This is a genomic window from Rhizobium sp. PRIMUS64, from assembly GCF_023006465.1.
Lineage (GTDB): Bacteria > Pseudomonadota > Alphaproteobacteria > Rhizobiales > Rhizobiaceae > Rhizobium > Rhizobium leguminosarum.
The window spans coordinates 1-24,040 of sequence record NZ_JALBGX010000030.1; the positions used below are offsets into that span (position 1 = coordinate 1).

The 24,040-nt window shown below is 57.9% G+C and carries 17 protein-coding genes; 3 read left to right on the top strand and 14 right to left on the bottom strand.

Annotation, left to right across the window (positions count from 1 at the left end):
- Nucleotides 1–3,427 (bottom strand): N,N-dimethylformamidase beta subunit family domain-containing protein (locus MOV76_RS14415; RefSeq protein ID WP_247264731.1); only part of this gene is annotated, 3,427 nt, incomplete at its 3' end.
- A 638-nt stretch (nucleotides 3,428–4,065) separates the two neighbouring features.
- Here MOV76_RS14415 and MOV76_RS14420 point away from each other — a divergent pair.
- Both MOV76_RS14420 and MOV76_RS14425 read left to right on the top strand, forming a co-directional pair.
- On the top strand, nucleotides 4,066–5,376 hold the full coding sequence (locus MOV76_RS14420) for a polysaccharide biosynthesis/export family protein (RefSeq protein ID WP_247264732.1): 1,311 nt from the start codon (nucleotides 4,066–4,068) through the stop codon (nucleotides 5,374–5,376).
- A gap of 80 nt (nucleotides 5,377–5,456) precedes the next feature.
- The gene (locus MOV76_RS14425) at nucleotides 5,457–6,965 is read left to right on the top strand and encodes an O-antigen translocase (protein ID WP_168319847.1); all 1,509 of its coding nucleotides are present in this window, start codon (nucleotides 5,457–5,459) and stop codon (nucleotides 6,963–6,965) included.
- 84 nt (nucleotides 6,966–7,049) lie between these two features.
- On the opposite strand, the gene MOV76_RS14430 is transcribed toward MOV76_RS14425, so the two are convergent.
- Genes MOV76_RS14430 through MOV76_RS14455 form a run of 6 tightly spaced genes read right to left on the bottom strand, consistent with a single transcriptional unit; the run spans nucleotide 7,050 to nucleotide 12,581 of the window.
- Nucleotides 7,050–8,267: a DegT/DnrJ/EryC1/StrS aminotransferase family protein gene (locus MOV76_RS14430; RefSeq protein ID WP_247264733.1), complete on the bottom strand. Its 1,218-nt coding sequence runs from the start codon at nucleotides 8,265–8,267 to the stop codon at nucleotides 7,050–7,052.
- Nucleotides 8,264–9,235, bottom strand: coding sequence for an NAD-dependent epimerase/dehydratase family protein (locus MOV76_RS14435; protein WP_247264734.1), 972 nt, complete (start codon nucleotides 9,233–9,235; stop codon nucleotides 8,264–8,266). Before MOV76_RS14435 ends, MOV76_RS14430 begins: the two co-directional genes overlap by 4 nt.
- The gene (locus MOV76_RS14440; protein ID WP_247264735.1) at nucleotides 9,232–9,951 is read right to left on the bottom strand and encodes a DapH/DapD/GlmU-related protein; all 720 of its coding nucleotides are present in this window, start codon (nucleotides 9,949–9,951) and stop codon (nucleotides 9,232–9,234) included. Before MOV76_RS14440 ends, MOV76_RS14435 begins: the two co-directional genes overlap by 4 nt.
- Complete coding sequence (locus MOV76_RS14445) at nucleotides 9,941–11,044, bottom strand: DegT/DnrJ/EryC1/StrS aminotransferase family protein (RefSeq protein ID WP_247264736.1); 1,104 nt, start codon at nucleotides 11,042–11,044, stop codon at nucleotides 9,941–9,943. Before MOV76_RS14445 ends, MOV76_RS14440 begins: the two co-directional genes overlap by 11 nt.
- Nucleotides 11,041–12,078 carry a Gfo/Idh/MocA family protein gene (locus MOV76_RS14450; protein WP_247264737.1) on the bottom strand — a complete coding sequence of 346 codons (1,038 nt, stop codon included), beginning with the start codon at nucleotides 12,076–12,078 and terminating at the stop codon, nucleotides 11,041–11,043. Before MOV76_RS14450 ends, MOV76_RS14445 begins: the two co-directional genes overlap by 4 nt.
- Nucleotides 12,075–12,581 carry an acyltransferase gene (locus tag MOV76_RS14455; RefSeq protein WP_247264765.1) on the bottom strand — a complete coding sequence of 169 codons (507 nt, stop codon included), beginning with the start codon at nucleotides 12,579–12,581 and terminating at the stop codon, nucleotides 12,075–12,077. Before MOV76_RS14455 ends, MOV76_RS14450 begins: the two co-directional genes overlap by 4 nt.
- A gap of 554 nt (nucleotides 12,582–13,135) precedes the next feature.
- Here MOV76_RS14455 and MOV76_RS14460 point away from each other — a divergent pair.
- On the top strand, nucleotides 13,136–13,900 hold the full coding sequence (locus tag MOV76_RS14460; protein ID WP_131647635.1) for a response regulator transcription factor: 765 nt from the start codon (nucleotides 13,136–13,138) through the stop codon (nucleotides 13,898–13,900).
- A gap of 245 nt (nucleotides 13,901–14,145) precedes the next feature.
- On the opposite strand, the gene MOV76_RS14465 is transcribed toward MOV76_RS14460, so the two are convergent.
- The 7 genes from MOV76_RS14465 to MOV76_RS14495 form a co-directional block, all read right to left on the bottom strand.
- A complete protein-coding gene (locus tag MOV76_RS14465; RefSeq protein ID WP_247264738.1) occupies nucleotides 14,146–15,135 on the bottom strand; it encodes a glycosyltransferase in 990 nt (329 codons plus the stop codon).
- Nucleotides 15,136–15,229: 94 nt separating this feature from the next.
- Nucleotides 15,230–16,276, bottom strand: a complete 1,047-nt coding sequence (locus MOV76_RS14470; protein WP_247264739.1) for a glycosyltransferase family 8 protein — start codon at nucleotides 16,274–16,276, stop codon at nucleotides 15,230–15,232.
- Nucleotides 16,273–17,325, bottom strand: coding sequence for a UDP-glucuronic acid decarboxylase family protein (locus MOV76_RS14475; RefSeq protein WP_247264740.1), 1,053 nt, complete (start codon nucleotides 17,323–17,325; stop codon nucleotides 16,273–16,275). The genes MOV76_RS14470 and MOV76_RS14475 overlap by 4 nt, the downstream gene beginning before the upstream one ends.
- A gap of 45 nt (nucleotides 17,326–17,370) precedes the next feature.
- Complete coding sequence (locus tag MOV76_RS14480; RefSeq protein WP_247264741.1) at nucleotides 17,371–18,864, bottom strand: sugar transferase; 1,494 nt, start codon at nucleotides 18,862–18,864, stop codon at nucleotides 17,371–17,373.
- 7 nt (nucleotides 18,865–18,871) lie between these two features.
- Nucleotides 18,872–19,738, bottom strand: a complete 867-nt coding sequence (locus tag MOV76_RS14485; RefSeq protein WP_047622230.1) for a WecB/TagA/CpsF family glycosyltransferase — start codon at nucleotides 19,736–19,738, stop codon at nucleotides 18,872–18,874.
- A 721-nt stretch (nucleotides 19,739–20,459) separates the two neighbouring features.
- Nucleotides 20,460–22,586 carry a right-handed parallel beta-helix repeat-containing protein gene (locus tag MOV76_RS14490; protein ID WP_247264742.1) on the bottom strand — a complete coding sequence of 709 codons (2,127 nt, stop codon included), beginning with the start codon at nucleotides 22,584–22,586 and terminating at the stop codon, nucleotides 20,460–20,462.
- On the bottom strand, nucleotides 22,583–23,902 hold the full coding sequence (locus MOV76_RS14495) for an O-antigen ligase (RefSeq protein WP_247264743.1): 1,320 nt from the start codon (nucleotides 23,900–23,902) through the stop codon (nucleotides 22,583–22,585). The genes MOV76_RS14490 and MOV76_RS14495 overlap by 4 nt, the downstream gene beginning before the upstream one ends.
- Between the last annotated feature and the right edge of the window lie 138 nt (nucleotides 23,903–24,040).

A 24,040-nucleotide genomic window follows, 5' to 3' on the forward strand; every position in this document is an offset into this window, starting at 1 on the left:
TGTCGTTGGTCAGCACGTTGCCGCTCGCCACCACGCCACCCGAACCGTTGGCGACCCCGCCCTTCTCCGTCGCATCACCCGCATCGGCAACCGCCGTCGGCGTCGTGTTCGAGCTCGGTGTGGTAAACATCACATCGACCCAATAGTTCGTCGACTGGAACGTGCTCGTGGGGAATAGGCTGTTGCTGCCATAGCGGTAGACGCCGTTGCCGCTGGCCGGCGCCGTGAGCGACCCGCTCGTTACGTTCGAGGTGAAGTAGCCGGTGGTCGTGGAATAATGACCGCTATTCGTGTGATAAGACGCCGTATAGGTTTGTCCGACTGTCAGTGACACCGGACTGGTGAAATAGGCAGTCTGCCAACCGCTGGCTGACTCATTCGTGAAGGTGAGGGTCGCAAGCCGCGTGCCGGTGCTCGACCATAATGAACCGGTATGCGTGCCAGTATCCAGGTCGCCCTTGTAGAAACGAATGCCGGTGACGGTGCCTGCCACGGAGGTCTGGAATTTGACGCCGAGTTCAACGGCTGAGCTATCGTTGGTGTTGACGACCGCCGGCGTCGCCGCGCCGAAGAGAGAGGTGTAACTCGGCCCGCTGACGGTGACCGTGCGTCCCGTCGAGGGTGTTTCCAGGTTGATGTTATCGTCGACGGCGCGAGATCGGATGGTGTATGTGCCCGCTGTCTGCGGCGACCAGGTATAAGTCCAGTTCTCATCGCCCGTCGCCGGATGCCAGCTTGCCCCGTTGTCCGTGGAAACCTCGACGCCGGCGATGACGCCGCCGCCCGTATCGGCAGCGGTGCCCGTAATCGTCACGGTGGATCCAACGGCCGCTGTCGCGGGTACCGTGATGACGGAGGTCGGTGCAACATGGTCCGACGAAGCGGTTGCCGCGACGAGCCCGGATTGCAGCGTCCCGGGCTGAATGCCCATATCGGCAAGCAAGTTGACCATTGCCTGCTGCACGCGCGGGTCCGTCGGCGTCGCCGTGAGATCGTGGTTGTCGCTCAGGCCCCATGTCCAGTAGACAGTGCCGGCGCCGAATACCAATGCACCGCTGGGCGCGCGATAGAGCGTCAGATTGTGGGTCGAGGTCGCATTGCCGGTCGTGTTTCCGTAATCGAGCAAGTAAGTGCTGACCGGAAGCGTCGTCGACGACAGCTTCACGAGGCCGGCCGGATCAAAGCCGTTGTCTACAGCTTCGTCCCATTCGTAACCAAGATAGTTCTTGGTGAGCGTCGCCGTCTGGCCAGGCTGAAGATTGGCGACGCTGGTATTGCGCCAGAAACGCAGATTGGCGTCGTCATAGGGAATAGCGATCGCCTGGAGATTGCTGCCGACATCGTCGACCTTGAACAACTGTCCGGTCAGCGAGTTTTCCGGGTTTCCGCCGCCGATAGCAGGTGGGCTGAGACGCGGATCCCGGAATGTGCCCGTCCATTCGTTGGAAGGGTCGATGCTGGCGGTGGGCGACCAGGTCTCCTTATAGGAGATCAGTGTGCGATAGGGCGTGCCGTCGGCGCTGTAGGCATTGCCCCAACGGGTGCGCCAATAAACCTCGTTGCCGCTCCAGAACATCAGGTTGACGCCCGCATCGCGCGCGGCTTCGACATTTGTTCGCTGCTGTCCAGACCAGTATTCGTCGTGCCCGGCATCAACATAGGTTTTGTGATTGAGCAACAGGCTGCCATAACGGTCGACGTCGACACCCGACAGGTAGGAGACGTCATAGCCGTTCTGTTCCAGCCAGTAGATGCCTGCATATTCGGCGCCGAACAGATAGTCCTGCGGACCGGCATAGGTGCCGACCCCGCCGCGGGTCGCAATCGGCCTGTTGTAGCTGACCGCATAGGCACGACCCGCCCCCTGGCCTGTCGCCGGACCATTGCCGCCATAGAAGTTTGCGCCACCCCAGCCGTTATAAGCTTGCCATGTCTCGTCTGCAGTCTGGAAGACGATGTCGCTGTGGCTGGCATCGTCGCGCACGATGAACGGGATTTGATTTTCGCCAGAGGTGCCATCCTGTCGCACGAGCTTGGCGATGTAGACGCCCGAGACGGCATCATCGGGTACGGTCCACGACGCCGAGACTGCCCAGTTGCCGGCATCCACCGTGCCGGTCGAGGCGTTGCGCAACGGATTGGGCTGCGTCTGCAAACCGGTATGCTGCATGGTCGCGACCTTGCGCGCGCCCATGCCGCCATAATAGCCGAGCCGATAGATGTCGATCCGGTAGTTAGTGGAATTTGTATTGATCTTGAAGCTGACCGTCTTGCCGTTGTCGACGCTGATGTCGGTCGCAAACCCCTCGATGTTGGAGCTACCGGCACCGTCGATGCCCCACTCGCTCTCCGGGTTACCCTGCTTCTGGTTTTCCAGCACGATCGCGTTGCTGGCCGCCGCCGCCGCGGCCGCCAGATTTTGCGTTGCCAACGACCGCTGTGTAGAAGGTGGCGTTGTCACCGAGCCGGAAAGGATGCCGATACCCTTGGATGTGGACGTGCCCGTTCCGATTTCTCCGCCACCGGGCAACGATCCGTTCAAGATCGTCGAATCCGTCCACGTTGCGGTCCCGCGCCAGCCCGAGAGCGGGGACAAATCACGGTCGAGAAGCGGATCGCTGACCGAGGCGCCGATGGCCCGTTTGATCGTCTCCACATAATCCGGGCCCTCGGTCAGCTTGGTTCCCGACAATTGACCGTCCTGTTGAAGCAAGGCGCCGCCATGCGCCCAATCGAGAATCCGCGTGGGGGAGGTAAAGTAGCCGCATCCGCACACACCAAAGGGCATGCCAAACGCCAGCGAATTAGCGCCAGCCTGGTGCGTAGTCGCCTGCGCTGACGGGCTCGATTCGAGAATGACGACCTTGCCTGAGTGCGCAAGCTCGCCCGTCACCGCAGCAGAACCCTGCCCCGAAACTGTCGTTGCAGGGCTTTGCGGCAGATACGCAGCTAGAGGATCATCACCTATGAGGCTCATTCCAGCGTAGGTGCGATAAAGGGACGATTGAGCACCGAATGCAACTCCGTTCGCGTTCCGCTCGAGACCTGCAAAACCAGGCGTGTGGGCGGGCAACACAGACGCGGCAGTCTCACGGCTTCGCCCCCCCATCTCGCGATTTGTTGCGAAAGCGTCGGGCAAGGGCGGCGGTACGCGAGTGATATCGGCCCAAGGGTCCGGTTCACCGATCACGCCCACTCTATGTCCAGCGTCATGTTCGTTGAGCGCCGCGTTGTTGGGGGGATTGTCGACAAGGGTACCGTATTTGATTCCATCCGCGGTCTGCACGGATGCCGCAAGTTGAGCACTGTCCTCGTGCCTTTCGGCAGGCTTGCGCGGCCTTCCCTTGCCGCCGATGGTCAGCCATCCGGGAATCAACGAATCCACTAGGAGTGAGCGCGAGGTCCACCGACGAGCGTTGCGATACATGGCAGGCACCTCCCGCGAGATTATCAGGATCGAATCTATGAGGACCGCTCGATACGCGGCCCTGAATTGTAGTCGAAAAATGAGAGAGTATATGCTACGCCTTTCGCTCTACAGGCGGCATCCTTTGGGCAACCGGCCTTGTTGCACGCCCACGTGATGGATAAGACGCGCGAAGATTCGCCACATGCTGTGCAAGGCTTGAAGCCGCATAGGCGGCTGAGATGGCGGCTTATTCGGTCGTCAAGATCTGGCACGAGAACGGCCTTGTGCCGCACCGCTGGCGCTGCTTCGAGTTGTCGAACGAAAGGCGACGCCGCCGGTCAATATCGTCGTCCGGCAAAATTTGGCGATGCGAGCATAAAGGCTCTGCCGCGGGGGATTGCGGTTCTTCGAGGCTAGCGCACCCGAGGCGACGCCCTGTGTAGCGCCGAAGATATGTGTTCTGCTCGATTGAGGCTTAAGCACTCTCCCCACCTCATCAATTGTGATTAGGCAAAGTAAACGACCTCCACCTTCCTCAAGGCTTCGCCAGGCTGCACACTAGCGATCTGGTTTCGGGCTTGGCGTCCGGCGTTCGAACAGCGCTTAAGGCATTGGACCAGCGTCCGTTGAAGGATGTTTTGAAGGCGAGACATGTAATGAATCTATCGCACCGTGCCCCTCACCCGTTCCTTCGCGCCACGTTTGTCATCAGCGCACTCGTCTTTCTTGCCGGAGCCGTGTCGCCGGTTCTCGCCGATAGCGCCCCTTTGGCTCCGCAAACAAAAATCCGCCTGACGGTCGTCCAATGGATGCCGGCCAAGGGCCAGTTTGAGCGATGGGATGCGATTGGCGGCGAATATACGGTTTCAGATGCAGGTGAAGTCTCCCTGCCCTTTCTGGGGTCGCTGTCGGTTGGAAGTCTGGACAATGCCAGCCTCACCAACGAGATTGGCAAGCGCCTTCAGGCAAAGATGGGTTTGGCCCAGACACCTGCGGTGACCATCGACATTATCGACTATCCGTCTATTTACGTCGTCGGAGATGTGATGGCGCCGGGAGAATATAAGTTTCACTCCGGTCTCAGCGTCCTGCAATCCCTGGCCATGAGCGGCGGCCCGTTGCGGGCGCCGGCGCAGCAGCGATCGCAGACGATCACTCTTGTCGGCAACTTGCGGGAAATCGACCATTCGCTGCTGCGCAGCTCGGCAAAGCTCGCGCGTCTGCAAACGGAAATGGCCGGCGCGAAGGAGATCGTCTTCGATCAGCCGCCGGCTGCCGATCGGCAATATGCCGAGAGTCTCTACCAGGAGGAGCGGGTCATTTTTCAGGCTCGTGCAAACGCGCTGGACAAGCAGTCGGTGGCTCTCGCCGAATTGCGCAATCTCTTGACGGCGGAAATCGATACACTGGAAGAAAAGTTGAAAGGCTCGGATGACAATATCCGGTCGGTCGAAGAGCAACTGACGAGCGTGAAGACGCTGGTCCAGAAGGGCCTCACGATCACTTCACGCCAGATGGATCTGGAACGATTGCTCACCACCTATCGCTCCGACCGGCTCGACCTCGTGACGGCCATCATGCGGGGCCGCCAGGCGATCAACGAGACGACGCGCAATCTCGAGGGACTTTCCGACACCCGCCGGAGCGAGATCGCTTCCGAAGTGCAGGTGGAAAAGGCCAATCTCGATCAGCTCAAATTGAAGCGCGACACCACGCAACAACTGCTTCTCGGAGAACTGTCGACCGGCCCTAACGTGAATAACCGCGATGAAGAACTCCCGCTGACCTTCAGCGTGAGCCGGCGGGACAAGGGACAAGTCGATCAATTCCATGCCTCCGAAACGACGGAACTGGCGCCGGGCGACGTGGTCAGGGTAACCCAGCCCCGTCTCACGGATGCGTCGTCCGAAGACGCCGCTGCGGTGCCTGTTCAGACAGAGGCGCATGTCAGTCAGGTAAGCCGGTGATCCGCAAAATGCATGTGCTGCCATCGACCCTGCGGCGGGCGATTGAACGCCAGCACGGAATAAACGGCTAGGGGCATCCGATGACTTTGCGCATGACCCCACCCAGCAGCCAGACCTACACCCAGATCCTCAAATCGACGATGTTGATGGGCGGGTCTTCGCTCGTCAACGTCGCACTCAGCATTGTCAGAAACAAAGCCATGGCTGTTCTGCTCGGGCCGGAAGGCGTGGGACTGATGGGCCTTTACGGGTCGATCCTCGATATCGCGCAGGCGATTGCCGGGCTTGGCGTGGGCAGCAGTGGCGTGCGCCAGATTGCCGAAGCTGCGGGCACCGACGACGCAGAAATGATCGCACGATCAGCAACAGTGCTGAGACGCATATCGATAGTGCTCGGATTGCTTGGTGCGCTCCTTCTCGCCGCGTTGGCATTCCCGATCTCAAATTTCACTTTCGGCGACTACCAGCATGCCGGTGGCATTGCATTGCTGTCGCTGGCAATCTTCTTTCGCCTGGTCTCTGCAGGGCAGACTGCATTGATCCAGGGCCTGCGCGGCATTGCCGATCTTGCTCGTATCAACGTGCTTGCCGGGCTTATCGGCACAGCTGTCAGCATCCCGCTGATCTATCTGTTCGGCCTGCAGGCGATCGCACCGTCCCTCGTTGTGATTGCGGCTGCATCAATCCTCCCGACCTGGTGGTACAGCCGGCGGATCTGCCCGCATCCCTCGCCAATGCCCACGCGCCAGTTCGGTCGGGAAGTGTCGGCACTGCTCAGGCTCGGCTTCGTCTTCATGGCAAGCGGGCTTCTGACCTTCGGCGCAGCTTATGCCATCCGGCTCATCGTGCTGAAGGAGGGTGGCGTCATGGCGGCTGGATTGTACCAGGCGGCCTGGGGCCTTGGCGGTCTCTATGCCGGCTTCATCCTGCAGGCGATGGGAACGGATTTTTATCCGCGCCTGACTGCGGCAGCCGAGAACAATGCCGAATGCAATCGCCTGGTCAATGAACAGGCGGAAATCAGCATGCTGCTCGCTGGTCCCGGCCTGCTCGGCACCCTGACGCTTGCGCCGCTCATGATGAGCCTGTTCTATTCGGCGGAATTTCATGGGGCAGTCGATCTTCTGCGCTGGATCTGCCTTGGAATGATGCTGAGGATTATTTCCTGGCCGATGGGTTTCATCGTCGTGGCGAAGCGTACCCAGGCGATTTTCTTCTGGACGGAGGTTGCGGCGGCAGTCGTGCATGTGGGGCTTGCCTGGCTCTTCGTATCGCTGCTCGGTACGCAAGGAGCCGGTATGGCGTTTTTTGGCCTCTATGTCTGGCACAGCATCCTGATCTATGTGATCGTGCGGAAGCTGACCGGTTTTCGCTGGTCCGCCGCCAATCGCAGACACGGGCTGCTTTTCTTGCCCGCATCGGGACTGGTATTCCTGATGTTCTCGATTTTGCCGCTATGGGCGGCGACGATGATTGGCTTCGCCGCCGTCGCTCTCTGCGGGCTCTATTCCCTGCGCATGCTGATCGACCTGCTTCCACCGGAGTCCGTGCCAGCAACCATCCGCGGATGGATCACGAAATCAGCATAACGAAGAATGCGCACGAAGAATGCGCGCATCCGGAGATACGCGCATTCTTCGTTATGCTGATTGTTACGTCGGGCAAATGCGGGTTCAGGCGACAGCGATATCCATGGCATGTTGCACGCTGGCGGCTCCGACGGTCGCTTCCGCAAGGGCTGCGCGAAGTGCCTCAACAACCCGGTCCATGTCAGACACCGTCATCTGGGCATAAAGCGGCAGTATTATCGTTTGCTGCTGCGCAGATACGCTTCGCATCAGGCTCGTGGCAGCGCGGTGGGAGCTTTCACCGGAATAGGCTCCCTCCAGATGAATGTTCATCACACCACGCCGGGTCGAAATACCCTGATCGAGCAGGGTCTGCATGACGGCCCGCTGGTCGACCGTATCGGGCAATCTCACGCAGAAGCTCTGCCAGTTGCTGCGAGCCCAGCGCGGCTCGACCGGCAGAGAAAGTCCGGCAATTGTCGACAGACGTTCGCAATATTGCTCGGCAAGACGTCTGCGCTGGGCAACCAGCTCCGGCAGCCGCCGCAACTGCTCACGTCCGACGGCCGCCTGAAGATCGGTCATCCGGTAATTGTAACCCAACTCGTCATAGTCTTCGAAGATGACCTGTTTCGAGCCGTGACGAACGGCATCGGTGACGCTCATGCCATGCTGGCGCCAGAGCCGGAACTTCCGGTCATATTCGGGATTGGCCGTCGTCAACATGCCGCCGTCGCCTGTCGTGACGACCTTCCTGGGGTGGAAAGAGAAGCAGGCAATGTCGCCATGCGCTTTGCCGATCTTTTCCCAACGGCCGTCCCACAGGATTTCGCTTCCCGTTGCACAGGCTGCATCCTCGATGACCGGTATCTGATGGCGCTTGCCGATCTCCACGATGGCGCGGAGATCGCAAGGCATGCCGAGTTGATGCACGCTGAGAATTGCCCTGGTGCGAGGCGTGATTGCCTTTTCGATCAGACTGGCTTCGATGTTGTAACCATCTTCTTCGATATCGACGAAAACGGGCACCGCATTGCAGTACCGAACCGCGTTTGCGGTCGCGACGAAAGAATGGCTGACCGTGACGACTTCATCACCGGCGGATACACCGACCGCCTTCAGGGCCAGATGCAACGCGGTCGTGCAATTGGACATGGCGCAAGCGTGCGCGGCGCCCACAAAGGCAGCGAATTCACGCTCGAAAGCCGCGACTTCCGGCCCCTGCGTCACCCATCCCGACAGAATAACGCGGCGCGCAGCCTCAGCCTCTTCCTCCCCGAGGACGGGTTTGGCGACCGGAATTGTGAATTGAGATGAGCTCATGCTGCCTGCCCCCCTGCGTCGGTCTGCGTTTGCCACCAGGCAACGAGATCACGAAGCCCTTGCTCCATAGAGATCTCCGCCTTGAAGCCGAGGAGCCGTTCGGCCTTGCTGATATCGGCAAGACGACGGGTCACGCCGTTGACCGTGCGGGCCTCTTTGTGCTGCGGTTCGAGTGAGGAACCCATAATGTCGCTCAGCATCTTCGCGAGTTCCAGCAGGCTTATTTCCTTGCCGCTCGCGACGTTGAACACTTCGTCCGTGACATCGCTTTTGGCGGCCAGAATGTTTGCGCGGGCGATGTCGCGTGCATCGACGAAGTCCATGGTCTGGCTACCATCTCCATAGATGAGGGGCGGCATCCCGGCCACCAGGCGTTCCATCCAACGGATCAGAACTTCCGTATAGGCGCCGTAAACGTCCATGCGCGGCCCATAGACGTTGAAATAGCGGAGCGCGACATAGCGCAGGCCGTACATCTCCGCAAAACTGCGCATCAGCCCTTCGTTGAATGTTTTCGCCGCGCCGTAGATCGTCCGGTTATTGTACGGATGATGCTCTTCGGTCGTTGGAAAATTCTCGGCAAGCCCCAGAACGGAGGCGGAAGAGGCAGCAACTACCTTCGATACACCCGCCTTGACGGCGGTTTCGAGAACGTTGAACGTGCCCTCCGCGAGGACATCGAAAGCCAGCCGTGGCTCTTCGGCACATTGCGTGATGCGGATGGCGGCCTGATGAAAGACGATGTCGACGCCTTCGAAGACTTTTGCCAGAAGCGCTCTGTCGCGGATATCTCCGTCGATGATTTTAACAGGCGCGCTGACTATTGCCGAGCTGAGATTGTCCCGGCGCCCGCGCACGAAATTGTCGAGGACGATGATCTCACGAGGTTTTTCCAATGCGACAAGATCGGCAATATGCGATCCGATCAAACCGGCACCGCCTGTAATGAGCACCCGTTTGTCTCTCATGATCTTCCCTCACGCGACATGTTCGTCATCGGATCATTATCCGAACGCCAACGTATGAATTTCGCAGGTACACCTGCGGCGACTGAGAACGGCTCGACGTCGGAAACGACAACTGCTCCCGCTCCAACGATCGCCCCCTTCCCGATGGTCACACCGGGAAGAATGGTCGCGTTCGTTCCGATATCGGCCTCTGCACAGATGCGTACCGGCCTGATTTCAAGATCCGTGCGAATGATCGGCACATCCAAGGGCAGTGCCGTGTGGGTCGAGCCAAGCACCTTGGCACCAGGTCCCCACCCGACGGAATCCTCGATCACCAAATCGCGAGCGTCGAAATAGGCCATCGGCCCGATCCAGACATTGTCGCCGATCTTGCATCGGCCGTCGAAGCGACCCTGGATATAGGCCTGGGCGCCGATGAAGACCCCATTGCCGATCTCGAACGTCTCGGGATGTTTGAAACCGGCACCGCCTGCAACCTGCAATCCTGTTCCACAGCTCCGCACGATGGCTTGCCAGATGGCTTTTCGCATCAGAGTATCGATGACACCGTCACCTGCCGCGAAACGACCGTAGAGCTCAATCAGGCCAGCGCGCCCGTATGACTGCCTGAGTTCTTCAGCCAGTCCGGCCTGGTAGGCAGGGTCCGCCGGCCTTTCATGACGGCCATGGACCGCCTGCACGATCCGGGCCTCGCCCGCACGATCAGCTGACATAGGCGTTCTCCAGCGCGGCGGCCACCTGGTCGACGTGCCACGCCGGCATCTCGGGATAGATCGGCAGCGAGAGAACCTCCCGTGCGGCGGCTTCCGAGATTGGGAAATCGCCGGCCTTGTAACCAAGGTCGGCATGGGCCTTCTGCAGATGCACTGGGATCGGATAGTGCAGCCCGGACTGAATGCCCTCCGCGGTCAATACGCGCTGAAGCTGGTCGCGATCGCGGCTTCTGATAGCATAGACGTGATAGACGTGGCGCCGGTCGGTGATTTCGACAGGCGTCCTTAAATTCGCCGAACCGCCAAGCAGCAACGAGTAGCGGCGTCCATGGGCGCGCCGCGCTTCGGTCCAGGCTTCGAGATGCCGGAGCTTGATGCGCAGGATCGCACCTTGAATGGCATCCATGCGGTAGTTGAAGCCCTTCAGCAGATGGTGATAGCGCTGTTCCTGACCCCAGTCGCGCAGCATGCGCATGGCCTTGGCCTGATCGTCGCTGTTGGTGACGACGATACCCCCCTCGCCGCAGGCGCCGAGATTTTTGCCGGGATAGAAGCTGAAGCAGCCGGATGTGCCGATACTGCCGGCGCGCGCGCCTTTGTATTGCGCTCCGTGGGCCTGGCAGGCGTCCTCGATGACCGGGATCCGGTAGTGGTCGGCAATCGCTTTGATCGCGTCCATATCGGCCATCTGACCGTAGAGATGGACGGGAATAATGGCCTTAGTTTGGGCTGTAATCTTAGCCTCGAGTTGAGCCGGATCCATTGTCAGCGTCACGGGTTCGACATCGACGAATACCGGTCGTGCACCTGCGTAGCAGATCGCCGATACGGTCGCGACGAAGGTAAATGGCACGGTGATGACTTCATCGCCGGGGCCGACGCCTGCCGCGAGAAGCGACAGATGCAGGGCACTCGTGCCGGTGTTCACGGCTATCGCATGTTTGACGTCGCAATAGTCCGCGAATTCCTGCTCGAGGCGAGCGACCTCCTCGCCCAGTATGTATTGCCCCGAGGCCAGGACACCGAGCACGGCGGCGTCGATTTCGCTCTTGATGGACTGATATTGTGCCTTGAGGTCCAGGAACGGGATCATGCGATGAGCCTCGCCTCTTCAAGCTCGATGATACGGCCGCGCTGGGCGAGCGACCGGCTTGCGGCTTCAAGGATGCGAACGACCCGCAGTCCGGCCTGGCCATCCGTGATGGGCCGCGAATTCTGCTCGATGCAATCGACGAACTGATCCAGTTCGCGTTTCAACGCCTCGGTCATATCGAGCTTGGGCGCCCACATGTCGCCGCTGCGGTAGCCGACCATCATCTGATGCACCTTCTCGCCATATGCATCGGAATTGGGGCATATGGTGATGCCCTTGTCATAGACCTTGATCTTTTCGCTGGGCTCCAGATCGTCATAGACGATCATCTTGCTGCTGCCGCCGATCAGCGTGCGGCGGACCTTGACCGGGGCCAGCCAATTGACGTGGATATGTGCGATGAGCTTGCTCTCGAAGAAAAGCGTCAGATAGGCGATGTTCTCCGGCTCGCCGAGCACATGACTCATGCCCGTCGCGGAAACGGCTACCGGCCTTTCCTGCACAACATGGTCGAGGATGGAGAGATCATGCACCGCGAGGTCCCAGATGACGCTGACATCGTGCTGGAAGAGCCCCAGATTGACCCGAACCGAGTCGTAGTAATACATGTCGCCGAGGCCGCTTTCGACTAGTTCGCGCATCTTGCGGACGGCGCCGGTATGTACGAAAGTATGATCCACGGCCAGCACGAGGCGTCTACGCGCAGCCTCCTCGACCATCCGCGAGGCTTCGTCCGTCGTCGAAGCCATTGGCTTTTCGACGAAGACATGCTTTCCGGCCATCATAGCCTGCATCGCGAGCTTGAAATGGGTGAAGACGGGCGTCGCGATAGCGATGGCATCCACTCTCGGATCGCGCAGGACTTCCTCGAAATCATCGGTGATCGTCACTGCGGGGTAGCGGCTTTTGACAGCCGCTAACCGTTCGACATTGAGATCACAGACTGAAATGAGTTGCGCGCCGGCCGCCTCCGAGATGTTACGAACCAGATTCGGACCCCAGTACCCATATCCAACAACGGCGATACCAATCATTGCACTTCTCCCAGCGCTTGCATGTTGACTGATCGGTCATGAACGCGACCGATGATCCTGGCCGGAACGCCGACAACAATGGCGCCGTCGGGCACATCCTTGGTTACAACAGCGCCGGCGCCGACCTGTGCGGCTTCTCCGATGATGACGCCAGGCAGAATGGTGGCGTTGCTGCCAATCGACGCTTGGCGCTTGACCAGAATAGGGATGACGGCCCAGTCGGCTTCGGTCTGCAGGCTGCCATCGAGATTGACGGCGCGTGGGTATGTGTCGTTCGTAAACATGACCCCGTGGCCTATGAACACGCCGTCTTCCAGCGTCACGCCCTCACAGAGGAAGGAATGGCTGGAGATCTTGCAGTCTTTTCCGACGATGACGTTCTTCTGAATCTCGACGAAGGTGCCGATGCGTGTTCCCGCGCCGATCGTGCAGCCGTATAGATTCACAAGATCCCGATGGTGGATGACGCAGCCGTCATCCAGCTTAACGTTTGATGCAATCATCCCTGCAAAACCCCTACTCCTGAACAAGCCCAGACTTTCGGTTGAAACAAACAATCGCTTGGTTGCGCCCAAGTTTTCACACCGACAGGACTAATATTTCTCTACACTTCAAGGAGAATTGTTTTCGTCATCCGAGTAAAGAAACAAAACGTTTAAGGTTATTCACCTAAAGGCGTATCTACTTATGACGACTTACGCCCTAGTTCATGCATCTACCGACATTAGTGGCGGGGTCATATTCCGCACCCCTTGCCGGACCTACGCCCGAGACACCGATTGTTTCCATGCGTTTAGTTGACCTCACCCAGAGTGCCGTGTAACGACGCAGACTATCCTGCCGGCCATATAGTATTATATAAGTCTACCTCAGATGTTCCTTTATATTTCGGCCTTACGATAGAAGTTGTGCGCCACTTAGCCTATATTAGCTACTGTAACGTTCCGCGAATTGTGGTATTCGATTCCTACTTTAGAGTTTCCTAAACCCCCGTAATGAGAGGGGTTGGTACTCGGGCCGTAGTGTGGCGTAACGTGTTTAGGGGGAGGGTGATGCTGTGAATTCAGCGCTTATACCGAATTTGGACCTAAGGCAGGAAAACGTAGCCTTTCCCCTTAAGATGGAGAACAATTCGAACATACCTGTCGTGTCGGCAAGACAGACGCATTCGCTTGTCATTCTCGACAATCGTGAACTTGATCGGCAATGCCTGGCGCAATGCATGGCTGCCCAGAAGGCGGATTTGCAAATCCTGGCATTTGGATCAATTGAGGAGTGGAAGCAGAGGCGCGACGAATATCCTCCGCTTTCCGCGATCCTCCTGAACGTCGGCGGCAAAAAGATCGATGAACCGGCCGTTTCGGAGCAAATCCGGAAGCTTGCGTCGGAATTCGCATCAACGCCACTCATCGTATTGGCTGATAGCGACGATTTCGGCCAGATCGTCAGGGCGCTTGAGTACGGAGCCAAAGGGTTCATACCCGCCTCAGTCAGCGTCAGTGTGTGTATGGAGCTGATCGCGCTGTCCGTGGCAGGCGGAATTTTTGTGCCTGCAAGCGCCCTGTTCGCCATGCGTCACTTGCTGGACTCGAGCAATTCGACCGCACGCCCGCTAGCCGGCATATTCACGGATCGTCAGGTCGAAGTCGTGGAGGCGCTGCGACGCGGGAAGGCGAATAAAATTATCGCTTATGAGCTCAATCTTCGAGAAAGCACCGTAAAGGTGCACGTTCGCAATATTATGAAAAAGGTCAAGGCTACGAATAGGACGGAAGTCGTATTCAAGCTCAACGACTTGTGCCAAACCAGTATTTCGGCGTGAGCGTGAATAAGGCGTTGTGCTGATCAACCGTTGGGGCAAATCTTTTCGTATCTTGGAACCACGGTCTTGCTCAAATCACCCCGGTGGCGCGAATGCGTCACCGGGTCTTTTGATTCCGGGGCGCCTCCATCACGTCCCCCGCGATCTTGGCCCGCGATTTTGGCATGAATAGCGATCGAGCGCTCAACCACCCGACTGTTGTTTGCGTACTTGCCGATCAACTAACCCGGCCCGGTCCTGCCTATTTATCCGGCAACTCGTCGCCCGATAGAATTCAAGGCGTACCAGCACTTTGGCCCGATTGTTTGCTTGCAGACCAACTTGATCCAGGGCAATGAATTTCGCACTTCGGGAGAAACCTCGAGAGCAAAGCGTTGAATAGCCACGGCTGTGGCAACATCGAAATTATTGAATGCCCTGCCGGCCAGCCGAAGCGCCTCTTTCCCAAGATCCTTGGCAAGAAAACGTCTTAGTTTCTCATCTTTCCTGAGGCTTTCCGCGCCTTGGCGAAATAGAATATCGAAAGCCTGTTTTCTTTGCCGGAGGTCAGGAAGGATACTTTGTCCATAGTATTGTAGCGACATGTTCGAAGCATGTCTGCGGTATACTGCTTGGTCTTGGTTAATGTAGCCCACTCCAGCATGTGATGCGAGCCGCAGCCACATCTCCATATCACCGGCATGCGGCAGTTCCTTATTATAGCCGCCGACCTGTTTTTGCAGCGTCGTTCTCACGACGGCTGTCGGTGTCGGAACCAGATTGTTTGCTCCACTCAAGCGTATGAATTGCGGACCGGACAAGACTTGCATGGGAGGCACACCTTTGTCGCCGAGAGGATCGACGCGCTTACTGACGCCACTCGGCTCAGCTATGAGCGCGTTCCCGAACGTAAACCCCACATGCGGATGATTGTGCATCAGCTCCGAAGCGCGACCCAGCGCGCCTGGCAAGAGATAATCATCCGCAGAGAGAAGCAGGAACAAGTCGCCGCCCGCCCACTCGATTCCCCCATTATAGGTGGCGATATGGCCCTTGTTTGCCGTGTGCCGCCGATAGGTGACCCGTTTGTCGCGGGATGCCAGAGCCTTTCCGACTTCCGGCGTATTGTCTGGCGAGCAGTCATCCAGAATAAGCACGCGCACATCGACGCCTGCTTGTGAAAGAACACTTCCAACACATTCCTCAAGGAAATGAGCGTAGTTGTAGCAGGGAATGACGACATCAACGCGTTGCAAACTTGTTCCTCCGCAGGCAATCGTTTCGTTCGGAGCATTTCATGGAACCCGAACTCGGCTTCGTTTCGCTCTTACGCGTTCTTCGCTCCCCGATTCATCGGCGCGACGTTGATGCGTGCGCCCGCATAGCCGATTTCGTGCAGGACCATGCCGCTCTCAACAAGACGGATCGGGCAAGCAGCCGAGAGCCTGCGCGCTTCAGGCCACTCTGAACGCGCTCCCACCGGGTAAGCGCAAAACGGGTCCGGGACCGAAACGTATCGTAGAAGGCGACGTTCGGGCTCAAGCTTCCCGATTTCCAGGGCTTCACGTTGGTCACGAAATGAACGATGCCGAGCTTCTGCTCGAGCGCGATGCGGGCGATCGCCTGCGTTGGCTCGAACTGAAAATTCCAGGCGCGGTCCAAGATCTTCCACTTTCCGTCGCAGGCAGCGTTAAGGGCGTCCTGATCCGAATATTCCGTCGCCGGAAAGCGGTCGAGATAGTCCAGCGATCGTTCCGTTATTCGCTCGTTTCGCCATTTTGCAAGGTCGATAAGAAGAATGCCGGCGTTAAAATAACGTTCGACCCGAGGGCTGCCTGTCGCACCTGGTCCGTTGCTCACACCATTGTCCAGCCAGTAATCCGGTACGGCGCCGATCACTGCCTCGCCGAGATCGATATTCCACAACTGTTCAAGCTCAGTCAGGACCAGGATGTCGCCATCCAGATACAAAGCCCGGCTGCAGGTCTGCGGAAGGAACTGCGGCAGAAGGATCCTTGCGAAGGTCATCCTCGAAACGCCAGGGCGAGTGGAAAATCCGCTTGCGAAGGACAATGTGGCGATGGGATGCCACTGAATGACTGCAGAATTTGCGGGCAGAGATTCAAAGATCAGTCGCTTTATTTCTTCGCCTATTCCCTCATGAATGACATGGATATTCAAGGGCCATGCGCTTCGGTTATTCTCGGCGATCGATCTAAGGGCGGTCGCCAAGGGAACAGCGTAGGCCGCATCGACCGCAAAGACGATGGGCCCCAACCGCTGTTTTGCTCCCGCAGGCGCGGCTCCTGTTCGTATGCTATGCACATTCATGTTTCCGGCACCATCCCATCGAAAGAACACGAGCTTCGCCTTGCAATGATCGACGTTGCTGTTCACGGCACGATTGATACGGCTTCCTGAACGGGAAGGCCGACGGCAGGGGTAGGCAGATGGGTGTAGGCCGTTCGCGAGGACTGGACACCAGGCGTGCTCTTGGCTCCGCCAGAAAGCTTCCACTCGAAATACGCGATCGTTTTCTCAAGCCCCTGTCGCAGGTTCACTGTCGGCTGCCAGCCCAGCTCCTGCTTTGCGCGGCTGATGTCAGGCTTGCGCTGTGTCGGATCGTCAATCGGCAGAGGCTTGTAAACGATGCTTGATTTCGATCCCGTCATCTCGATGACCATTTCGGCCAGTTCCCGGACCTGGAATTCTCCCGGGTTACCGAGATTGATCGGACCCGTAACGCCGGCCGGCGTGCCCATCAGGCGGATGAAGCCCTCAATCAGATCGTCTACATAGCAGAAGGAGCGCGTTTGCGTGCCGTTGCCGAAGATGGTGATCGGCTCGTTTTGAAGCGCCTGAACGATGAAATTGGAGACGACGCGGCCGTCATTGGTCTGCATGCGCGGCCCGTAAGTATTGAAGATCCGCGCCACGCGGATTTCCACACCGTATTGACGATGGTAATCGAAGAACAATGTTTCGGCACACCGCTTGCCTTCGTCATAACATGCCCGCGGCCCTATGGGATTGACGCTGCCTCGATACTCCTCGGGCTGAGGGTGGACTGCCGGATCGCCATAAACTTCGCTCGTGGATGCCTGGAAGATCTTCGCCCTGGTGCGTTTTGCCAAGCCGAGCATATTGATGGCCCCATGCACATTTGTCTTCACGGTCTGCACGGGGTCGTGCTGATAGTGGACCGGAGATGCCGGACAGGCGAGGTTGTAGATCTCGTCGACCTCCACATAGAGCGGGAAGGTAATGTCATGGCGGAGCACCTCAAAGCGAGGATCGTCCAGAAGATGCAGCACATTGTCGCGCGAACCGGTGTAGTAATTGTCCACGCAGAGGACGTCATTGCCCTCTCGCAAAAGCCTTTCGCACAGGAATGATCCCAGAAACCCGGTGCCGCCGGTTACCATAATTCGCTTTTGTCCGTACATTGGTGTGCTCCCTTGTTGACGGTTGCCTCGCGGAAACGAGGATGGTCAGTAGGCTCCCCTGCGCTTGAAGACCGCAGGGATTGTGCTGAGAAGAATTTGGCAGTCCAACCATAGGGACCGGTTGTCGATGTAGAACTCGTCGAGTTGCTGCTGCAGCTCGATATCCGCATTGCTTCGTTCGGATATTTGCCAAAGGCCCGTGAGCCCCGGCGTGACCGAACGGCGCTTGTTTCGAAATTCGCCGTCCATAGCCAGAAGGTGATATTCCGGAAACGGACGCGGCCCGACGATGGCCATCTGGCCGGCAATGATGTTTGCCAATTGCGGGAGCTCGTCGATGCTCGAAGCGCGCAGCATATGTCCTATAACCGGAAGGATGCGCGGATCGTCCTTAAGCTTGAAGTGGCTCAACCACTCGGCGCGCATGGTAGGGTTGTCTCGGAATAGTGCTTCAAGGCGCTTTTCTGCATCTTGGTACATCGTCCTCAATTTCAGGACGTGCACCGGCTTGCCGGACAGTCCTTCCCTGGTATGCCGGAAGAAGACGGGGCCTGGATCGATGGCATAGATTGCGGCCGCTGCAAACGCGATGAATGGCGCGACCACGATCATTGCAGGGATGGCGATGGCGAGATCGAGGATCCGGCGAACCAGATCCGAGTTGACCGACCTCCCACCGGTGGTGAGGCGAATGCCGATCTCTCCGCCGACATCCGCAGGTCGCAATCCGCTTACCTTGAGGCTCGGCGTGTCGGACAGCAAAATGACTTCGGCGAACTTCCGACGCATCGCCGCCAAGTCGGGTCCAACTGAGCCTGTGTCGCCCGCAATTATGGCAATGGATGGCCCGCCATCTGGCAATGCCTCCAAAGTATCAGAGGAAAAGGGCTCCGGCCTGATGCCATGCTGCCAGTGGTTCTTGAAATGGGCCACGAGAGCGGGAGTAAGGTTGTACCCCCCTATGACAACCGCGCGCTCCCCCCAGATTCCAAGTTTCCAGCACAGGCCTCGTGCAAGCCAATGCACAAGTGGCTGAACAATCAGCCCGAGAGCGAGGAACCCAATAACGGCAAGCAGCAGTCGTTCCCCCTCCGGCAGGATAATTGCTCCGAATGCCGCAAGGACAGCCACCTTGACGGCAGCTATGGTGCGTCGCCGCAGATGTTCGTGCTCATGCAACCGATATCCAGGATAGAGGCCGGCCGATGCGTAGAGAATAATCGCAGCGAATGCTGCGATCGTGAACGTACGCTCCACCATCGTGCCCTCCGAACCACTGGGGAGAGCCGACAGGACAACAAAATAGGCAATCAAATAGCTTGCAATGTCGCCGGCGACCAGGAAGGACGACGTTGCAAGCCGAGCAAGCCGACGCCGTAGTGCGACGGGCATATTCAGCGCTGCCTGTGCAAAGGGATCGGCGGTCTTAGCTGCTATGGGCGGCACGGAACCTGCCGGAATCGTCCGCGACGTCACGTCATTTGATGTGGATGCCTTCGACGGACCCGGTGTCATTGCTGGCGACGCAAATAGGGACATGATGGCTTTACACCTTTGCAGCTGCTTCTTTTGGCGCGCTTGATCCAAAAACCTTGTCTTCGATCGGAAACTTCCGAAGCCCCAGTCTCTGGACTGCCGTCAGTGAGATGAAGGTCGGCACGACAAGCGCATAGCGCCGCCATAGCCGTCGCGGCTCGCACAAAAGACGAAACGCCCATTCGAAGCCGCTTCTTTGAATGAACCTTGGAGCCTGCCGCTTGAGGCCGGCGTGGAAATCGAATGCGGCTCCGACACCGATGAGCATCGATGCTTCCAGACTATCGCGCATGCGCGCCATCCAGAGTTCCTGCTTGGGACTGCTCAGCCCGACCCAGATGATATCGGCGCCCGACCGATTGAGCCGGTCAGCAATATCCGTTTCCTCCCGCGTCGACAGTTTGCGAAAAGGCGGCGCATAGGAGCCGACGATCCGTGCTTGCGGAAATTTTGCCAGAAGGCGCGCCTGCAGTTGTTCGAGCGTTTCGGCCGTTGCGCCATAAAGGAAGTGGCGCAGGCCCTTGGAGCTGCCGGCATCGAAAACGGATAGCATGAGATCCGGTCCATAGACCCTGTCGCTTTCCACATGGCCAGCATGTCTCAGCGCCCAAACAAGCGGCATGCCGTCGGGAGTTACGAGGAACGCCCGGTTATGTATCGACCGGAGCTCGGGATCATCTTGACAGCGGACGATGCCGTGTGCGTCGCGAACGCACACATATTCCTTCCTGCCGTCTTCGATCGCTTTTTGAATAAATCCGGTCGCGCTTTTGAGATTGACTGCTGAAATGCGAACACCAAGGACATTCGTCCATTCTAAGGGACCCTTTGAATGAAGAACTGAAGTTTGGCTGCCGCCTGCTGTTTGCTTTCCCATGACCTACGCTTTCGCGATCGAAACTGTCATCAGAATATCCCGGCAGGCCGATTGCCTCCATACTTGCCGCTCCAGCTATTGGACGTAGAAGAGATTTCATATTTACGTCTTATGCCGCGATGACGTACAATATTCGAAGTAAGTCTACGTACCCCACGGCTTACCATTTTGCTCTTTTTGATGACCGTTGGCCCGAAATAGCGTTTCGACCCGCGCAGAGTCGCAGAAGCTATTCACTCTGGTGCGATCAAAGCTGGTGAGGTTTGAGCGCGAACAAAGCCGGGGAGAGAGACATGGTCAACCCAATAGGCGAGATGAAGGCCCCCGGCTGGCGAGCGTTCAGAGATGTCCGACAGAACCAACCAGCTGCGGAAAGATCTAGACGCGATCGATCATTCGACGGCTCGGCAGGCTCCCCACCGCGTCGCAGTTTTCGTGACCTTTGGTCCGTCTGATGCGTGGACCCATTCCTATGCCGAGGAAGGCTGCAATCGCCATCTTGAAGTTCGCAGAACGCTCAGTGCAGAAGTGCTGATATAGCTCGCTGCCAATAATGCCCCGCCCATTATCGGGAAACCTGCCCCACCTACCAGATCTCTAGGTCCTGATTTTGATGCACATGCCTGTATGGACTATGCCTGCGAGCCTCGCGCAGGAGTTATAAGTCGCCATAGCTGCGGACTTTATCGCAGCAGAACACCCCTCGTCGCGGCGCCTTTTGTTACTCGCGCGGCGCGACTACGCTTCCCGTGTCCTTCCCAGCCTTCTGAAGATCTCCTAGACTGCCAAATTCTCCCCAACGCATGATCTGCGGATGTACCCTGAAGCTCTTGTCGTTCAGGTTGCCGCTGTAGCGGTTGCGCGCGAATTGCACAAATCCAAGCCCAAGATCGGGAGCGTTGATATACGCTACAACGCCGCTGTCACCGTCAACCGATACAACGTTCTCCTCAATGCGATTAGGGCGTGCCCATGGCGGACGCCAACCCCTGCCGGTACCGTCATCAACGCGAAAAGCCGCGCCCGATCCGTGTGTGATGACGTTTCCCGCCACCAGGTTGCTCCAACCGCCGTTGATACCGATCGCCGCGACGTTCCCCGAGAGCGTATTCCCCTCGATACGCAGTCCGCTCGCCTTCCCATCCGTATAGATCGCCCAGCTGATAGGAGACGGCCATTCACTGGTATTCTCATATCCGGGAGGCCAGAAGGTCCCATCGGCCCTGTTCATGAGATGACCGGTCCCGGTCACCAGATTGGAGCGGATGGTGCTGTTCAGAGGGTCGGCCTGCTCGCCCATCATCTTGATGGCACCGCCATCTGCCGTCTGCTGATTGGCGTTATGGATCACGTTGTGCTCGATGACAGCGTTATAGACAGCGTCGTTGGAACCCCACAGCGAACCGCCGGCGATTCCGAACTGCGCCGTGTTTTCGATCAGGTTGTTGGCGATCCTGACATTGTCGGCCGCCTGGAACCATATCCCGGCGGTTTCAATGTAAACCTTTCCGATGTCATGGATATGGTTTGAAAGGATCCTGGCGCCGTTCGACTTGCCGAATGTGCCATAATTTGTGCCGACGTATATCCCGTTGCCAGCCACATTCGCGATCACATTGGCGGCAATAAACGCATCCTTGCTTTCAGTCACATGGACCCCGACGCCGACATTGTCGATACTGTTGCCGACAATCTTGACGCCATCAGCATGTTCGATCCGTATCGCGCCAAATCCTCTGGTCTCCGTATAGAACTTACCGCTGCCGTCAGGAGCTCCATCTCTAAACTCGAGCCCTGATACGACCATCCCATTGGCCCCATCCAATTTGAAGAATGTCGGCAGAATGCCGGCGACGACTACGGAATCGGGTAACGACTGATCGACAGGGATGTAATGGAGCTGGCCCGCGGCAAGGTCGTACCACCACTCTCCGGGAGCATCGAGCAAGGCCTTGGCTCCGGTCAGGAAATAGCGGCTGCCTTCTGCGGTAAAGAAATAGCCGGTGCCTTTCGTATGGACAGTCCGGCCTGCGCCATCGATGGATACGACTGGGAGCGTATCATTGCCCCACTGGCTTCCGGGTTGATAGCCCCCAACGATGTCCACGACCAATCCACTTGTATCATCCACTGCCGGAAGATCGCCGGCATGGAAACAAAAGCGCGTGTTTCCTTCCCTCATGTCGATGGCAGGATTGCACTTTGCGGCAAACAACCATCCCTTGCGTGGATCACCATCAGCGGGAGCGTTAGGGAATCGAGCCCGAGTTTGGCGCATCCCATTGACGAAAAGGTCACCGACCGCTTCATCCGGTGGCAATTTCAGTGGCGCCGTCCAGCGACCATCGGCCTGCTGCGCCCAGTTGCGCACGCGTCGTCCGCCATGCAAAATCGGCACATCTTTGCATCTTGCCGTGAGGATCAAGCCCATATCGCGGGCGTCAAAGACGATCGGCTGAGTGAGGTAGTAATCGCCTTTACCGAGCGCGATTGCGTTGGTGCCGCCCTTCGCGCGGGCAGCATCACGGGCTCTTTCAATGCTGGCGAAAGGGCCATCGTCACCCTGCTGATTTGCCGTCGGAAGGAGGCCGCTCCAGGTGTCTTTGCCATCGGGAGAAACGTAAAATATCGTCCGCGGCCCGGTGCTGCCGGTCAATACGTCGCTTAAAGAAATCCCATTCAACTCGGGCGACGAAGTCGCGGAAGCTTCCGCGCAAGTGGCCTCCCTGACGAGCATCTGCAAGCGCTCGGGCGCATCTATCTCTGTCCCGACCGGAGCCGGATTGCCGGACTGCGGATAGAGCATGACAGGCAAAATGCTCAGGATCAGTCCAAAACGCCGCCTCATGATATCTGCAACCCGCTCGCAACGCCACGCGAAGGCGTCTGCCAAGGTGGCGAACGGTTGAGCGAAACGACGGGCGCGTACAGCGAAAACATGATGATGGCTGCGGTAAACAGGATGAAGATGGCGTCATTCTGAACGAAAAAAATACTCTCGGTCAGATTCATCACCAGAATCATGATTGTTAGGACGTTGAGCCAGAGCCACCCGTACTGCGTATCGTGACAGTGAAGGACCGCGCCCCGGCGGATTGCCTGGGGAAGCATCAGAACAAACGGAATCATTCCCGTTATTCCAAAGCTTAACAAGATATCGCGGTATCCATTATGCGCGTGGGGCGCCGGCCATCCGAGCTTGAACCACATGTGCGTCGCTTCCGGGTTCGCGGTTGTCCAGAAAGCCTGGTAGCCATAACCAAGAAACCATCGATCGGATATTTCGCGATCAACCAGTTCCCACAATGGCACCCGACCCGTCAAAGTCGCGTCCTTGCCGAGCGCTTCAAGGGCCGGAACCAGGAATTCGTGAAGCGAAATCAGAATGCCGAGAGACAGCTGAATGAAAAACAGGACGATGACGACGCGGCCAATGCTGCTGCTTCTTTGCAGGAGGGAATAAAAGCCGATCAGGCAATAGGCCACTGACGTTGCAATGATCGCGGTCATCGATCCGGAGCTTGCAAGGCAGATCACACCCGCGGCCAATACGATGAACGCGGTTCGCCGCAGGCCGAGCGTCCCGTCTATCAGCACAGCCGTCGCGACCAGGATCGTCAGAGCCGCGTACCAGCCCAGGACGTTCTTGTGAATGAAGACGCCCCGCATAGCACCATCCGGCATACTGGCGAGCCTTGGCGACACCACGGAGACAACCACACTGAGGACGCTACAAGTTCCCAGGGTCACAAATAACAGGAACAGCAGCTGCCTTGGCGTGAACCGTATCGCTAGAACGTAGGAAAGAAGTACGCAAAACAAAAGGGCGATTGCGCGCCTCAAGGTCGTTGGAGGTGCTATCGACCACAGGGTAGACAAAAACGGCAGGACAAGGATCAGGGGAACAATCAGATTTCGCCTGAGCGCCGTTAAAAATTGCGGAAAATTGCGTATCAGGATCACGATTGTAAATGCATACACAGGAAAGCAAGGAAGACGCAGTATAGATTTGGCAGATTCGCTGAGCGTTCCGTCCGCATCTGACAGGATGAGTGGCAGAAAGGCGCCTGCCTGAAGAAAAATGGATATGCCGGCGCCCCAGCATTCGATGACCCGCCAACTGATGGCTGGTCCGCTGGCGGTTCTGAGGCTATCTACTCTCATTGTCCGTCCCGACTGACTTGAACAGAAGCGGCTGCGCGGCAATAAAAAACTGTCGGCCTTCGCTGCTCTCAAGCAATCATTCAGCCACATCCGCAGTCAACCTGTCCTAGTGAAGGGCGGGCTACGCCTAATGCACCT

Coding starts and splice junctions, on each gene's coding strand:
- MOV76_RS14420 (WP_247264732.1), top strand. CDS start 4,066: ATGAATCTATCGCACCGTGCCCCTCACCCGTTCCTTCGCGCCACGTTT.
- MOV76_RS14425 (WP_168319847.1), top strand. CDS start 5,457: ATGACTTTGCGCATGACCCCACCCAGCAGCCAGACCTACACCCAGATC.
- MOV76_RS14430 (WP_247264733.1), bottom strand. CDS start 8,267: ATGAGCTCATCTCAATTCACAATTCCGGTCGCCAAACCCGTCCTCGGG.
- MOV76_RS14435 (WP_247264734.1), bottom strand. CDS start 9,235: ATGAGAGACAAACGGGTGCTCATTACAGGCGGTGCCGGTTTGATCGGA.
- MOV76_RS14440 (WP_247264735.1), bottom strand. CDS start 9,951: ATGTCAGCTGATCGTGCGGGCGAGGCCCGGATCGTGCAGGCGGTCCAT.
- MOV76_RS14445 (WP_247264736.1), bottom strand. CDS start 11,044: ATGATCCCGTTCCTGGACCTCAAGGCACAATATCAGTCCATCAAGAGC.
- MOV76_RS14450 (WP_247264737.1), bottom strand. CDS start 12,078: ATGATTGGTATCGCCGTTGTTGGATATGGGTACTGGGGTCCGAATCTG.
- MOV76_RS14455 (WP_247264765.1), bottom strand. CDS start 12,581: ATGATTGCATCAAACGTTAAGCTGGATGACGGCTGCGTCATCCACCAT.
- MOV76_RS14475 (WP_247264740.1), bottom strand. CDS start 17,325: ATGTACGGACAAAAGCGAATTATGGTAACCGGCGGCACCGGGTTTCTG.
- MOV76_RS14480 (WP_247264741.1), bottom strand. CDS start 18,864: ATGTCCCTATTTGCGTCGCCAGCAATGACACCGGGTCCGTCGAAGGCA.
- MOV76_RS14485 (WP_047622230.1), bottom strand. CDS start 19,738: ATGGGAAAGCAAACAGCAGGCGGCAGCCAAACTTCAGTTCTTCATTCA.
- MOV76_RS14490 (WP_247264742.1), bottom strand. CDS start 22,586: ATGAGGCGGCGTTTTGGACTGATCCTGAGCATTTTGCCTGTCATGCTC.
- MOV76_RS14495 (WP_247264743.1), bottom strand. CDS start 23,902: ATGAGAGTAGATAGCCTCAGAACCGCCAGCGGACCAGCCATCAGTTGG.